Origin of the sequence: Cupriavidus taiwanensis, from assembly GCF_900250075.1 — a bacterium.
GTDB classification, from domain to species: domain Bacteria; phylum Pseudomonadota; class Gammaproteobacteria; order Burkholderiales; family Burkholderiaceae; genus Cupriavidus; species Cupriavidus taiwanensis_C.
Genome location: NZ_LT977071.1, coordinates 251,921 through 264,654, shown reverse-complemented (window position 1 = coordinate 264,654; position 12,734 = coordinate 251,921). Strand labels below are relative to the sequence as shown.

Sequence of the window (12,734 nt, the reverse complement as noted above, 5' to 3'; positions counted from 1 at the left end):
TGACCGGCGCGCCTAAGCAGGTTCGAACCTAACGATGTTAGATAGCCGCGATCGATGGTACACTAACGGTGTTAGATTGCAAACACGGATTGGAATGAAAGCGCCAAAGATTCAACGTGACCAGGTCATTCAAGCTGCCTTGGACCTTTTGGATCAGGAGGGTCTTGATGGCTTGACGCTGCGCAAGCTGGCGCTGGCCCTCGACATACAGGCCCCTTCGCTCTATTGGCATTTCAGCGGGAAACAAGAACTTATCGATGCCGTGGCGGACGCACTGGTCATCAATGTTGTCCTGCCCCAGGGCCCGGATCAGCCGTGGGACAGCCGGCTCAGGCAAATTGCTGCCGCGCTGCGGCAGGCGCTCCTGCAGCGCCGTGATGGTGCCCGCGTCTTTGCGGGCACCTATGTCGTGTCTGACAACGTGCTGCGCATCAACGAGTCGATGCTGGAAGCATTCGCGCTGGCCGGCGTCGATGTGGGCCGTGCCTCGACGTATTCCTTCAGCGTTCTCTACTACATCCTGGGCTTTGTGATGGAAGAGCAGGCACTCGGCCCCCACAGCGCGTTCGATGTCGCTTCACGCAAGACTGCCTTCGAGGAGTTGGCGCAGCGCAGCTATCCGAGGAATATGGCGGCTCGGGAGGCCATCTTTTCCACCGATTTCGACGCACGCTTCAGTACGGGGCTGGAACTGATCATCGCAGGCGTCAAGCAGCAGGCCGGCGAGCCCCCCAGCAAGGCTGCTCCATCCCTGAATGCAGGCAAGAGCGTCACCAGTCCGGCGAGAAGACGTTCTGAACGTGGCGGATAATGGAAGCCTGGCGCGCCCGATTCGCTTATAAAAATCATCCCGCCGTGCGTTTCAGGCGAGTCGTAACTGAGAACGTTTCTGCGGGATGGATGGTCACCGATACCTCGAACGTTTCCCCCGCTTCGTCGATATAGCGGCGCACGATCTTCAGCACAGGCGATCCCAGCTCCAGCCCCAGCGCATGGCCGATGCGCGTGTCCCGCAGCGTCGAAGCTCGTACGTCCTGCTCGATCTCGGCAATCGGTCGACCGTGGCGTGATTCGATCAAGGAACTGACCAGCACGTCCGGCATGCCGCGCACGATCGGCCCGATATCGGCATAGCCGGCATCGATATAGATGTCGGTCCACGCCATCGGTGCGGCGCTGGCGTCCTCGTCCAGCCGTACGCTCGAAATGCGCAGCCACAGCGTATCGGGCGTGCCGCCCAGATCCGCCGCTACCTCCGCCGGCGCGGTCACCGTTTCCACCGACTGCACCACCCGGCGGTGCGTTTCGCCAAATTGCATCAGGTCTTCCACGGACGCCAGCGTCGGCTTGAACACGGCCTTCGGCCGCATGGCTTCCACGCGTGTGCCGACGTTCTTGCGGCGCGATACCAGCCCCATGTCCTGCAGTTCTTGCAGCACCGCGCGAATCGTGTAGCGGCTGGCCTGGTACTGCTCGCATAGCTCGAACTCTGTGGGCAGCAGCGTCCCCACCGGGAAGCGACCTGAGGTGATGCCGTCCAGCAATTGCCCTTTGATGTCTGCAGCGTTTGATTTGCTCATTGGCCTTTCACAGCACTTTTATGGTGACCTGAAGCGCGCCCCCTTTCAGGGTTAACACGCATTCCCAAGATATGTTCGAACATATTTAATGACGGATATGTTCGAACATATTCAAGTTTCCGCCTGATTTCCACAAGGTCCGTCATGCCCCACTACACGATTCCTGCTGCCAGTACCGTCGTTGATTCCGCGCTGTTTCGCGATGCCTTCGGCACCAAAGCCATGCGCGAGATCTTCTCGGATGGCGCGCTCGTACAACGCTACATCGACGTTGAAGTCGCCCTGGCCAGGGCAGAGGCGCGTACGGGCGTCATCCCCGAACAGGCGGCCGAGGTCATTGCCCGGGAAAGCCGTATCGAGCGTATCGACTTCGACCACATGCGCGAAGAAACCGATATTGTCGGCTATCCGATCCTGCCGCTGGTGCATCAGTTGGTGGCAATGTGTGGCGAGGCCGGCCGCTATGTTCACTGGGGTGCCACCACCCAGGACATCATGGACACCGCCGTGGCCTTGCAGGTGCGGGACGCGCTCGACAGCATCGAAGCCGATATCCGCACCTTGCGCGGCATTCTGGCCAGCCTGGCCGTCAAGCACCGCGACACCCCGATGGCTGGCCGTACCCACCTTCAGCAAGCCTTGCCGGTGACCTTCGGCTACAAGGTTGCCATCTGGCTGGCGATGTTCGACCGCCACCAGCAGCGCCTGGCCGAACTGCGCCCGCGTGTCGCCGTGGTCGAGTTTGCAGGGGCCGCGGGCACGCTGGCGTCGCTGGGCGAGAAGGGGTTGGAGGTCCAGCGCGCGCTGGCGCAGGAACTTGGGCTGGGCGTTCCGGCTACCACCTGGCACGTGGCGCGCGACGGCTTCGCCGAGGCGGTGAACCTGTTGGCGCTGATCACCGGCTCGCTCGGCAAGATCGCGCTGGACATCATGATCATGGCCTCGACCGAGTTTGCCGAAGTCTATGAGCCTTTTGTCAAGGGGCGGGGTGCCAGCAGCACCATGCCGCAGAAGCGCAACCCGATCTCGAGCGAGCTGATGCTGGCCGCCTCGAAGGCCGTGCGCCAGCACGCCGGCCTGATGGTGGATGCACTGGTGCAGGATTTCGAGCGCGCCACCGGACCCTGGCATGCCGAGTGGATCGCCATCCCCGAGAGCTTCATCCTGACGGCCGGCGCACTCCACCAGGCCAAGTTCGCGCTTGGCGGACTGATCGTCGATGCTTCTCGCATGGCCACGAACCTCGGCATTTCCAAGGGCCTGATCGTGGCCGAAGCCGTGATGATGCGCATGGCCCCGCACATTGGCCGGCAGCAGGCCCATGACGTGGTCTACGACGCTTGCCGCACCGTGAACGAGCAGGGCGGCACGCTGGCCGAAGCGCTCCTCGCGCTGCCCGCCGTGACGCAGCACTTCGACCGCGAAGACATCGAACACATGGTGGACCCGGTGAACTACCTCGGCCTGGCGCCGCAAATGGTAGATCGCGCCATTGCGCTGTCCGGCGAAGTGGCCTGAAGTCGCACGCCCCGGTTCGCAGGAGACATGGATGAATCCTTCTTCCACTCACGCGCCGATCGAGGCGACACCCAAGCGGCTGCCGTGGCATCGCCGTCTTGGTTAATCCCGACGGCGTGCCGCTGGGGCGGGCCATGGCCCGCTGACCATCCCTCTACAAGACGCATACAGGAGACAAAGCATGCAACCCTTCACCAACTTCGTGCGTGCCGCACTGGCCGTCGCTATGCTCGCCGCCACGGCGTCGGCCCATGCCCAGGCGTGGCCGACCAAGCCGATCACATGGATCGTCCCGTTCGCGGCCGGTGGCCCCACCGATGCGCTGGCCCGCAATATTGCAGAACGCGTGTCGCGCGAGCTGGGGCAGTCGATCGTTATCGACAACTCCCCCGGCGCAGGCGGTACGGTCGGGGCGGCCAAGGCGGCCCGCGCGCAGGCCGACGGCTACACCATGCTGGTCGGGCACATGGGCTACATGGGCGCTGCCCCCGCGCTGTACAAGAAGCTGCCCTATGATCCGGTGAAGGATTTCGCCCCGGTGTTTCGCTTCCCCGATACGCCGATGGTGTTGATGGTTCGCAAGGACCATCCGGCCAGGGACGTGAAAGCGCTGGTCGAGTACGGCAAGCAGAACCCGGGCAAGTTGTTCATCAGCAATGCGGGCATGGGCTCCACCTCGCACCTCATCGCGGCGATGTTTGCTTCTGCGGCGGGTATCAAGGTTTCGCTGGTGCCTTACAAGGGCGCAGGACCCGCACTGATCGATGTGATCGGCGGACAGGTCGATGGCATGTTCGACCAGACCAACACGGCCTTGCCGCAAATCACGGAAGCGAAGGTCCGTGCCCTCGCCGTCACCTCGGCAACGCGGGTGGGGCAGCTCAAGGACGTGCCGACGCTGGCGGAAACGGTGGCCCCCGGTTTCGAAGCGGCCACGTGGTACGGCATATACGCCCCGAAGGGAACGCCGCAGCCGGTGATCGACAAGGTGCAGGCCGCCTACCTGAAGGTCATGAATGACAAGGCATTCACGGACCGCCTGTCCGCGCAGGCCATCCAGATGTTGCCGGCGGGCAAGTACACCGCCAGCGCACTCGGCAAACATACCGAGAGCGAGGTGGCGCGTTGGAAGGTGCTCGCGGCCAAGGCAAATATCTCGCTGGATTGAACGATGATAAAGACTCGCGTAGAGCACGACGCCTTTGGTCCGGTTGACATTCCGGCTGACCGGTACTGGGGCGCCCAGACCCAGCGCGCCTTGGCCGTGTTCGACATCGGCACCGAGCGGTTCCCGGCATGCCTGATTCATGCGTTCGGCCTGCACAAGATGGCGGCGGCGGTTGCGAATCTGAAGTGCGGGGAACTCGAGCCCGGCTTGGCCCAGGCCATCGTCGCCGCCGCGGCCGAGGTGCGCAGCGGTGCCTTCGATGCACACTTTCCGCTGACCATCTGGCAAACGGGGTCTGGCACCCAGACCAATATGAACGCCAACGAGGTCATCGCCAATCGTGCCAACGAGCGGCTGGGCGAGACGCTGGGCACGAAGCGTCCGGTCCATCCCAACGACCACGTCAACCGCTCGCAGTCGTCCAACGACAGCTTTCCGACCGTGATGCACCTGAGCGCCGTGATGGAGCTCGAAGACCGTCTGCTGCCGGCGCTGGGCGCGCTGCGTGCCAGTCTGCAGTCGCGCGCGGCAGCCTTTGCGGACATCCTCAAGTTGGCCCGCACCCATCTGATGGATGCGGTGCCAACCACGCTGGGACGGGGCTTCGAGGCTTTCGCGGCCCAGGTGGGCCATGGCATCGAGCGGGTGGAAGCTACGATGCCGCGCCTGCTGTCCCTGCCGCAGGGAGGCACGGCGGCAGGCACGGGGCTCAATGCGCCGGCAGGTTTCGCCGAGGCATTCTGCGCCGAGGCGAGTCGCTTGACCGGCCTGCCATTTCGTCCGAACCCATGCAAGGTCGAGGGCATGGCCGCACACGATGCGCTATTGGAATTGTCCGGCGTGTTGAACGTCATCGCGGTCTCTTTCATCAAGATCGCCAATGACCTGCGCTGGATGAGTTCCGGCCCGCACTGTGGCATCGGAGAGCTTGTCATGCCGGATGAGGGCCTGACATCGTCGATCATGCCGGGAAAGCGCAATCCGACCATCGCCGAGGTCATGGTGCAGGCGGGCATGCAGGTTGCCGGCAACCATGTCACCGCAACCATGGCAGGGGCATCCGGCAGCTTCGAACTTAATGTGGCCAAGCCGGTGCTCATCTACAACGTGCTGCAGTCGATCCGTGTGCTTGCCGATAGCGCCCGTACCATGGCAGAACGGGTGATTCCCGCACTGGAACCCGATCGTGACCGACTGGCGCGCCAGCTTGACGCTCCGCTCCTGGCAGCTACCGCGCTCAATCCGCATATTGGCTACGATCAGGCGGCGCGGATCGTCGCACATGGCAAGGCTCACGGTTGTACCGCACGCGAGGCGGCCGTCAGCCTCGGAATCCTGAGCGGCGACGAGTATGACCGTCTCGTTGATTTGCGGCGCATGGCACAGGGGGCGGGATAACCCGGGCAGACTGCGTTTTTTGGCTGTAATCCTGCTTGCCGCAGCGCCTACGTCGTCTCATTCGCCTGGTCCTTGAGCCATTCTCTAAAGACCTGCAGCGATGGCAGTTGCGCGGACTCTTCCGAGTACACCAGGTAGTAGCCTTTCGGATAGCGCCATGTACGACGCGACAGGCGTTTCAATCGGCCGAGCGCAATCATGTCGTCGGCCATGTAGGGTGGTAGTAGCGCTACGCCCATCCCGGCAACGGATGCATTTAACGCCATCGACATGATCTCGTAGCGAGGGCCTTCGCGCGTGGCTTCGCCCTCGATGCCTTCGAGCCTGAACCATTCGTCCCAGGCGTCGGGCAAGGTCTGATGGTGAATCAGCGCCGAGCGGGGCGTATCCGGGCTGATGGTCTTGCCATGCCGGCGGATCCATTCCGGTGCGGCGTAAGGCGACAGCATCAGCGGCAGCACAAATTCATTGTGAAGTCCTTCGCGCTGTCCATCGCCAAACTCCAGCGACGCGTCCACCGTCGTGGTGCGGAAGTCCACTGGCCCGACGCGCGTGCCGAGATTCAGTGTGATCTCGCCGTGGTCTCTTGTGAAACCGGGCAAGCGGGGAATCAGCCAGTACGTGCCGACGGATGCGCCGGCCGATAGCGAAAGCGCGCCGCCCCGGCCCTTCAGCGCCATCACATTGGCCGTCGCGCGTTCCAGCCTTTGCAGTAGCGGCGCAACCTCGTTCAGGTAGTAGCGGCCGGCGTCGGTCAACACCAGCGCATCGCGCCGGCGCGTGAACAGCCTGACGCCGAGCCTGCCTTCCAGCGTCTGGATCTGCCGGCTTACTGCCCCCTGCGTGAGCTGCAGCTCCCTTGCTGCGGCGGTGAAGGAATGCAGCCGCGCGCTGGCCTCCAGACACAGCAGTGACATCGTGGAGGGGGCGCGTACGTGGAAGTTCATGGGGGCAAGGGGAGGCTGGCCAACTGGAGGTCAGTACGGACATCCATGAGAATACCTCATGCCAGCCCCAGGAAACGTGGCTTGTCCAACGCCGCTTGCGAACCTACGATTTGTCGGGCACACGGGGTTTCCCACGACAAGAGAGACGCAGGAGAAAGGCCAATGACCACGAGACGCTTTACGCGGCGCGAGATGATGAAGCTGGGTCTCGCCGCCGCATCACTGGCCCTGCCGGGGCTGTCACGGGCCGCCGGGTGGCCCGCGCGGCCAATCCGGCTGGTCGTGCCGTCCGCCGCCGGCGGCTCGCCGGATGCGGTATGCCGGATCCTGGCCGAGGAGCTTTCGGTGGCGCTGGGACAGCCCATCATCGTCGACAACAAGCCGGGCGGGGCAGGCAACGTCGGCATGGTGGACCTGGTCAATGCCGCCGCGGATGGCTACACGATCGGTTACGGCAACGTCGGCACGCTTGCCATCAACAAGTCGCTGTTCCGCAAGCTGCCCTACGATCCGGACAGGCAACTCATGCCGGTAGCCTTGCTTGGCTATGTCCAAAACGCATTGGTGGTGCGCAAGGACCTGGGCGTGAACAGCGTCCAGGCGCTTGTCGCGCTGGCCAAGGCCAAGCCCGGTACGCTGACGATGGGGTCGGCCGGCAATGGCACGACCGGGCATCTGAGCGGGGAACTGTTCAAGAGCATGACCGGCACATCGATGACTCACGTGCCGTATCGCGGCAGTCCGCAAGCGATTCAGGACCTGATGGGCGGGCAGGTCGACCTGATGTTCGACAATCTCAGCTCGATCTCGCCACATATCAAGGCGGGCCGGCTCAGGGCGCTGGCCGTGACCGGCGCGCAACGGAGCGGCCTGTTCCCCGACATTCCAACGCTGGCCGAATCGGGCGTGCCCGGTTACGACATTGTGGCCTGGGGCGGCATCGTGGTGCCGGCGAAGACGTCGCCAGACATCGTCGCCGGGCTGAACCGGGCCATTAATGCCTGCCTGGCAAAGCCGGCGGTGCGCGACCGCTATGCCGCCATCGGCTTCGAGACGCTGACCGGCCCGCCCGCGCGGCTGACCGAGCGCGTGACGCGCGAGACGCCGCTCTGGGCTGGCGTCATCAAGCGCTCCGGCGCGCAAGTGGACTGACCTGTCAAACCTTATCCCCCGGAAACGCATCATGAAGACTTCCATTCGCGCATGCCTGGCGTGGCTCGCACTGACGCCTTTGTTCGCACTGCCCGCGGCCGCCCAACAGGCCAAAGGCCAGCCCGAGCCGTCCGGCAATGCCCGCAAGCCCGGCGTTGTCATCCTTGCCACCGGCGGCACGATCGTCAGCTCCACGCGCTCGCCTACGGACATGGCCAATTACAGCGGCGCCCTGGCCGGCGTCGATGCGCTGCTGAAGGCCGTGCCGCAGATTCACGACTACGCCAACGTAAGGGCCGAGCAGATCGTCAACGTCGGCAGCAACGTCATTACCAGCGAAAACATTCTCAACCTGGCCAAGCGGGTGAACGCCTTGCTCGCGGAACCTGAGGTGGCGGGCATCGTCGTGACGCACGGCACGGACACGATGGAGGAGACGGCATATTTCCTGAGCCTCGCCACGCGGTCGAGCAAGCCGGTCGTCATCACGGGATCGATGCGGCCTGCGACTTCGCTCAGCGCGGATGGCCCGGTCAACCTGCTCGACGCGGTCATGGTGGCCGCCGATCCAGGCTCGCGCGACCGCGGCGTCATGGTGGTGATGAACGACCGCATCAGCGCGGCGCGCTACGTGACCAAGATGAACACGCTGAACGTCGACACGATGGGCGCGCTGGAGCAGGGCTACCTTGGCGCCATTGCCGGCGAGCGCGTGATCTATTACTTCGAGCCGGCACGCGCCAAGGGCGAACTGTACTTCGACGTGTCTGCCGTCACCAAGCTGCCGCAGGTGGAGCTGGTCTATCGCTACCAGGGGCAGGAAATGCAGCTCGTGCGCGATGCGGTGGCGGAGGGCGCGCAGGGCGTGGTCATCGGGTTCACCGGCAATGGCAATGCCAGCACCGACCACGAAGCCCTGATTCGGGAGTTCGGCAGCAAGGGGATTCCGGTTGTCCGCAGCTCCCGTGCGGTGAGCGGCATCGTAACGCCGAAGCTGTCGGGCAGCATGGCCACCGGCAGCCTGTCCGCGCAGAAGGCACGCATCCTGTTGATGCTGGCGCTGACCCAGACCCGCGACCTGGGGCAGATCTCAGAGTTCTTCGCGCAACAATGAATTCCGGGGCAAGCGCATGACCACGAAGCTGGATCTGATTATCGAAGGCGGCACCGTCATCGACGGTACTGGGGCACCCCGTTGCCGCCTGGACGTGGGTATCGCGGGGGACCGCATCGTTCGCCTTGGCGATCTGTCGGGTGTCCCGGCGGCCGGACGCTTCGATGCTTCCGGGCACATCGTGGCCCCCGGCTTCATCGATGTGCATACGCATGATGACCGGCTCCTGCTCGATGCGCCGGAAGGTCCGCATCCGAAGCTGTCGCAAGGCGTAACGACCGTCATCACCGGCAATTGCGGGATCAGCCTGGCGCCGCTGCAATCGGCCGGGACGCCGCCGGCGCCGCTCGACCTGCTGGGGACAGGCGGCTGGCGATACGAGAGCTTTGGCGACTATCTGGACGATCTGGAGGCGTCCGGGCCGGCGCTCAATGCCGCCTGTCTGGTCGGGCATTCGACGCTGCGGGTCAGGCGCATGGACCGGCTCGACCGGGCCGCCACGGCAAGGGAGCAGCAGCTCATGGCGGCAGATCTCGACGCGGCGCTCGCGGCGGGTGCCATCGGCATGTCCACCGGCCTTTATTACCCGCCTGCCAGGGCGGCGGACCCCGCCGAAGTGATCGCCGTCGGCGCGCCGCTGAGCAAGGCCCAGGGCATCATCACGATGCATATCCGGGATGAGGGCGACGCCATCGTCGACGCATTGGCCGAAGCGCTGCAGATCGGCCATGCGCTCGGCATCGAGACCGTGCTGTCCCACCACAAGCTGGTCGGCAAGGCCAATCACGGGCGATCCGTGGAAACGCTGGCCATGATCGAAGCTGCCGCCAGCAAGCAGTCGGTCTGCCTGGACTGCTACCCGTACAACGCATCGTCAACCATGCTGCTGCCGGCACGGATTGCACAGTCGGATGATGTCCGGGTGACATGGTCCAAGGCCGATCCCAGCGCGGCCGGGCGGTCACTCTTTGCATTGGCGCGGGAGCGGGGGACATCGCCCGAGGCGCTTGCCGAGGCCCTGCAACCGGCGGGCGCCATCTATTTCGCCATGAGCGAAGACGATGTGAGCCGCATCCTGCGGTACCCGGCCACGATGGTCGGTTCCGATGGCCTGGCACATGACGTGAGTCCGCATCCTCGGCTTTGGGGAACCTTTCCTCGCGTACTGGGCCACTATGCGCGAGATCGGGGACTCTTTTCGCTGGAAATCGCCGTCCACAAGATGACCGGGCTGAGCGCGGGCCGCTTTGGCCTTGCCGGGCGAGGTATCGTCGCTGAGAACCACTATGCCGATATTGTCGTGTTCGACGAGCAATCGGTGGCCGACTCGGCGACATTTGACCAGCCGACGGCAGTGAGCACCGGTATCAAGGCGGTGTTCGTTAACGGAAAGCTGGCCTGTCAGGACGGCGAATCCAGGGACCTGCACGCGGGCAGTGTGCTGCGACACCGGCGCGCAATATAGAACGTGTGGTGCATCAATGGTCCCGGAATTCCGGGCTGCCGGCCACGCGATTGTGTCTACGTGGCATCGCCGGCTTCCGTTCCCGCGTCATCGCGGTATTCGAGCAGGTCTCCCGGCTGGCAATCCAGCACCTTGCAGATGCGTTCGAGCGTATCGAAGCGGATGCCCTTCACCTTCCCCGATTTCAGCAGGGAAAGGTTGGGCTCGGAGATTCCGATGCGCTGTGCCAGCTCGCGGGACTTCATCTTGCGCTCCGCTAGCAGCACGTCAAGTCTGACCAATACCGTCATTGTTCCTCAGACAAAGCCCTTGTTTTCTTCGGCTATCCGAACGGCTTCCAGCATCGCCCACGCGATTGCGAGCAGCAGGCCACCGAGCAGGCTGACGAAGTAGTCGCTCAGCGTGATTGCGATTATCCAATAGGGTTTGCCGGGCACGCCCACCAGCGCCACGCCCGTCAGCAGCCGGATCAGCGGGATCGCCGGCCCCATGGCCGTCAATGCCAGCGCCATGCGACGCAGTCGGATGGCCGTGTCGATTGTCAGCACTTCACCGCGTCCGAACGCCACGAACATCCGCCGCGCCTGGTGCAGTACGCAGATTAACAGGGTCAGCCCGATACCGGTGGCAAGAAAGCCGGCTGCCCGGTGCATCGGCAACACCTGCACGGGATATGCGGTCGATGCGTGCGTGATCCCGCGCACCACGCGCTCCAGTTCCGCTGCAGACGACCCGAACCATATCCATGCGGCACTGACCAGGGCCACTGCGCCGCCGAATGTCGTCAACCGCTGCATCGTGCGCGACAGCGTGCGAATCCGGTGCAGCGCAGCGCCTTCAGGGATTGGGGAGGCGGACGAAACGAACATGCAGATACTCCGTTCGAAAAAGAGTTGCGAAAGCCATGCATTGTATTGTACAACAGCAATGTTTTATCGTTTTACATTAATTTTTTCATACAAAAGGTAAAGCATGCCGACTTTCGCCCAAGCCCGAACATCCCTCGGCGCGGTCTCTCTCGCTCTCGCGCTGCTCAGTGCCACGGCCCCTGAGGCGCGGGCACAGCAGCAGGCTTCGCCGTCCGACGAATTCTGGTACGTCGGCGGAGATCTTGGTTACTCCCGCCAGAAATTCAGCACTGACCGTCCGGGATGGTCGGGCGTATCGTCCAACAACCTGGCGGTAGGCTTCCGCGGCGGATACCAGTTCTCGCGTTATGTGTCGGTCGAGAGCACGGTTTCCAGCCTCGGTGCCGTGGAAGCGGAATCGGGCGGCAGCAAGGACAAGTTCAGCATCGGCGCGTGGACGGCCAGCGTGGTCGGCCATCTGCCCGTGACCGAGCGATTCTCGCTGCTAGGCATCGCGAGCGTGGGCTGGGTGGATGGTGATCGCTCGGGTGACGTCGAATCGAGAAACCGGTCGTCCGGGCTGCTCACGCTGGGGGTCGGCGCCCTCTATGCATTCTCACCGAACTGGCGCTTGCGCGGCCAGTACACGAACTTCGGCAAGCTGAGCTGGAAAGGCAGCAACGATGCCGCTGTAAAGAGCCAGACCTTCACACTCGGTCTCGACTACATGTTCCGATAGCGGGCGCTCCGGCCCGGCATCAGCATTCGAACAATCCGCTGTTGGGCCAGCTTCGATACTATCCCTCCCGCTCACCGGCGGCCTCTGACCAAGGGGCAGCCTCAGAACCAGGAAGAAGTGGTGACACTATTAATGCCTTCTACGATGGCCTCGCGGCGTCGCTGCAGTTATCCATGACCTACAAACTCATCGCGTTTGATTTCGACGGTACGTTGGCCGATTCGATGGAGTGCTTTCTGCAAGCCGTTGACGTCGCATCCCGCAAACATGGGTTTCGCCCGCTCGAAGGCGATCTGCTCGAGCAAGCGCGCAGCAGCTCCGCGCAAAACACCATGCGGCTGCTTGGCGTGCCGCTGTGGAAGGTGCCTGCCATTACCATCGATGTAAGGCGGCTGATGCACGAGCGCATCGCGCAGGTTTCGCTATTCCCGAACGTGGCCAAGACACTGAATGCGCTGGCGCGGCGTGGTATCAGCCTCGCCGTTGCCACGTCGAACGGCGAAGACGTCGTGCGCACCGTCCTAGGTCCCGCCGTCTGCGAACAGATCAGCCATTTTAGCTGCGGCATTTCGATGTTCGGCAAGACGCGCAAGCTTCGGGCCTTGGTCTCTTCCGCTGGTGTGCGTCCGGACCAGGCTTTGTATGTCGGCGACGAGATCCGCGACGCGCAAGCCGCCAGTGCCGCCGGCATGGCGTTCCGCGGCGTAGCCTGGGGCTACACGGCGGCGGCGGCGTTGCAGTTGCACTGCGCGACACCACTGCTTGCACGCCCGCAGGACCTGCTTGATTTGTCCCGCACCTGAAC

General features: G+C 63.7%; 13 protein-coding genes. 9 read left to right on the top strand and 4 right to left on the bottom strand.

What is annotated here, in order from left to right; all coding sequences use genetic code 11:
- The first annotated feature begins 94 nt into the window (after nucleotides 1–94).
- Nucleotides 95–811 carry a TetR/AcrR family transcriptional regulator C-terminal domain-containing protein gene (locus tag CBM2588_RS17620; RefSeq protein WP_115681724.1) on the top strand — a complete coding sequence of 239 codons (717 nt, stop codon included), beginning with the start codon at nucleotides 95–97 and terminating at the stop codon, nucleotides 809–811.
- A gap of 34 nt (nucleotides 812–845) precedes the next feature.
- On the opposite strand, the gene CBM2588_RS17615 is transcribed toward CBM2588_RS17620, so the two are convergent.
- Nucleotides 846–1,580 carry a GntR family transcriptional regulator gene (locus tag CBM2588_RS17615; protein WP_115681723.1) on the bottom strand — a complete coding sequence of 245 codons (735 nt, stop codon included), beginning with the start codon at nucleotides 1,578–1,580 and terminating at the stop codon, nucleotides 846–848.
- A gap of 144 nt (nucleotides 1,581–1,724) precedes the next feature.
- On the opposite strand from CBM2588_RS17615, the gene pcaB reads away from it, so the two are divergent.
- The 3 genes from pcaB (at nucleotide 1,725) to CBM2588_RS17600 (ending at nucleotide 5,664) form a co-directional block, all read left to right on the top strand.
- Nucleotides 1,725–3,098, top strand: a complete 1,374-nt coding sequence (gene pcaB, locus CBM2588_RS17610; RefSeq protein ID WP_115681722.1) for a 3-carboxy-cis,cis-muconate cycloisomerase — start codon at nucleotides 1,725–1,727, stop codon at nucleotides 3,096–3,098.
- 181 nt (nucleotides 3,099–3,279) lie between these two features.
- A complete protein-coding gene (locus tag CBM2588_RS17605) occupies nucleotides 3,280–4,266 on the top strand; it encodes a tripartite tricarboxylate transporter substrate-binding protein (protein ID WP_115681721.1) in 987 nt (328 codons plus the stop codon).
- A 3-nt stretch (nucleotides 4,267–4,269) separates the two neighbouring features.
- Nucleotides 4,270–5,664 carry a class II fumarate hydratase gene (locus CBM2588_RS17600; RefSeq protein ID WP_115681720.1) on the top strand — a complete coding sequence of 465 codons (1,395 nt, stop codon included), beginning with the start codon at nucleotides 4,270–4,272 and terminating at the stop codon, nucleotides 5,662–5,664.
- A gap of 47 nt (nucleotides 5,665–5,711) precedes the next feature.
- Here CBM2588_RS17600 and CBM2588_RS17595 read toward each other — a convergent pair whose 3' ends face one another.
- On the bottom strand, nucleotides 5,712–6,611 hold the full coding sequence (locus CBM2588_RS17595) for a LysR substrate-binding domain-containing protein (protein ID WP_231942186.1): 900 nt from the start codon (nucleotides 6,609–6,611) through the stop codon (nucleotides 5,712–5,714).
- 162 nt (nucleotides 6,612–6,773) lie between these two features.
- On the opposite strand from CBM2588_RS17595, the gene CBM2588_RS17590 reads away from it, so the two are divergent.
- The 3 genes from CBM2588_RS17590 to CBM2588_RS17580 are packed head-to-tail and all read left to right on the top strand — an operon-like array spanning nucleotide 6,774 to nucleotide 10,342.
- The gene (locus tag CBM2588_RS17590; protein WP_115681718.1) at nucleotides 6,774–7,763 is read left to right on the top strand and encodes a Bug family tripartite tricarboxylate transporter substrate binding protein; all 990 of its coding nucleotides are present in this window, start codon (nucleotides 6,774–6,776) and stop codon (nucleotides 7,761–7,763) included.
- 31 nt (nucleotides 7,764–7,794) lie between these two features.
- Nucleotides 7,795–8,877 carry an asparaginase gene (locus CBM2588_RS17585; RefSeq protein WP_115681717.1) on the top strand — a complete coding sequence of 361 codons (1,083 nt, stop codon included), beginning with the start codon at nucleotides 7,795–7,797 and terminating at the stop codon, nucleotides 8,875–8,877.
- Nucleotides 8,878–8,893: 16 nt separating this feature from the next.
- Nucleotides 8,894–10,342, top strand: coding sequence for an N-acyl-D-amino-acid deacylase family protein (locus tag CBM2588_RS17580; RefSeq protein ID WP_115681716.1), 1,449 nt, complete (start codon nucleotides 8,894–8,896; stop codon nucleotides 10,340–10,342).
- Between the two features lie 56 nt (nucleotides 10,343–10,398).
- Here CBM2588_RS17580 and CBM2588_RS17575 read toward each other — a convergent pair whose 3' ends face one another.
- Nucleotides 10,399–10,632: a helix-turn-helix domain-containing protein gene (locus CBM2588_RS17575; RefSeq protein ID WP_115681715.1), complete on the bottom strand. Its 234-nt coding sequence runs from the start codon at nucleotides 10,630–10,632 to the stop codon at nucleotides 10,399–10,401.
- A gap of 6 nt (nucleotides 10,633–10,638) precedes the next feature.
- Entirely contained in the window at nucleotides 10,639–11,211 is a 573-nt protein-coding gene (locus CBM2588_RS17570) for a DUF2975 domain-containing protein (protein WP_115681714.1), read from the bottom strand.
- A 103-nt stretch (nucleotides 11,212–11,314) separates the two neighbouring features.
- Here CBM2588_RS17570 and CBM2588_RS17565 point away from each other — a divergent pair, with 103 nt between their 5' ends.
- Together CBM2588_RS17565 and CBM2588_RS17560 are read left to right on the top strand one after the other, a co-directional pair.
- The gene (locus CBM2588_RS17565) at nucleotides 11,315–11,929 is read left to right on the top strand and encodes a porin family protein (protein ID WP_115681713.1); all 615 of its coding nucleotides are present in this window, start codon (nucleotides 11,315–11,317) and stop codon (nucleotides 11,927–11,929) included.
- A 173-nt stretch (nucleotides 11,930–12,102) separates the two neighbouring features.
- Nucleotides 12,103–12,732 carry an HAD hydrolase-like protein gene (locus CBM2588_RS17560; protein ID WP_115681712.1) on the top strand — a complete coding sequence of 210 codons (630 nt, stop codon included), beginning with the start codon at nucleotides 12,103–12,105 and terminating at the stop codon, nucleotides 12,730–12,732.
- The last annotated feature ends 2 nt before the right edge of the window (nucleotides 12,733–12,734 follow it).

Bases quoted from the DNA above. Each gene is read 5' to 3' on its own strand.
- CBM2588_RS17575 (WP_115681715.1), bottom strand. From the start codon at position 10,632: ATGACGGTATTGGTCAGACTTGACGTGCTGCTAGCGGAGCGCAAGATG.
- CBM2588_RS17615 (WP_115681723.1), bottom strand. From the start codon at position 1,580: ATGAGCAAATCAAACGCTGCAGACATCAAAGGGCAATTGCTGGACGGC.
- CBM2588_RS17560 (WP_115681712.1), top strand. From the start codon at position 12,103: ATGACCTACAAACTCATCGCGTTTGATTTCGACGGTACGTTGGCCGAT.
- CBM2588_RS17620 (WP_115681724.1), top strand. From the start codon at position 95: ATGAAAGCGCCAAAGATTCAACGTGACCAGGTCATTCAAGCTGCCTTG.
- CBM2588_RS17590 (WP_115681718.1), top strand. From the start codon at position 6,774: ATGACCACGAGACGCTTTACGCGGCGCGAGATGATGAAGCTGGGTCTC.
- pcaB (WP_115681722.1), top strand. From the start codon at position 1,725: ATGCCCCACTACACGATTCCTGCTGCCAGTACCGTCGTTGATTCCGCG.
- CBM2588_RS17585 (WP_115681717.1), top strand. From the start codon at position 7,795: ATGAAGACTTCCATTCGCGCATGCCTGGCGTGGCTCGCACTGACGCCT.
- CBM2588_RS17570 (WP_115681714.1), bottom strand. From the start codon at position 11,211: ATGTTCGTTTCGTCCGCCTCCCCAATCCCTGAAGGCGCTGCGCTGCAC.
- CBM2588_RS17605 (WP_115681721.1), top strand. From the start codon at position 3,280: ATGCAACCCTTCACCAACTTCGTGCGTGCCGCACTGGCCGTCGCTATG.
- CBM2588_RS17595 (WP_231942186.1), bottom strand. From the start codon at position 6,611: ATGAACTTCCACGTACGCGCCCCCTCCACGATGTCACTGCTGTGTCTG.
- CBM2588_RS17565 (WP_115681713.1), top strand. From the start codon at position 11,315: ATGCCGACTTTCGCCCAAGCCCGAACATCCCTCGGCGCGGTCTCTCTC.
- CBM2588_RS17580 (WP_115681716.1), top strand. From the start codon at position 8,894: ATGACCACGAAGCTGGATCTGATTATCGAAGGCGGCACCGTCATCGAC.
- CBM2588_RS17600 (WP_115681720.1), top strand. From the start codon at position 4,270: ATGATAAAGACTCGCGTAGAGCACGACGCCTTTGGTCCGGTTGACATT.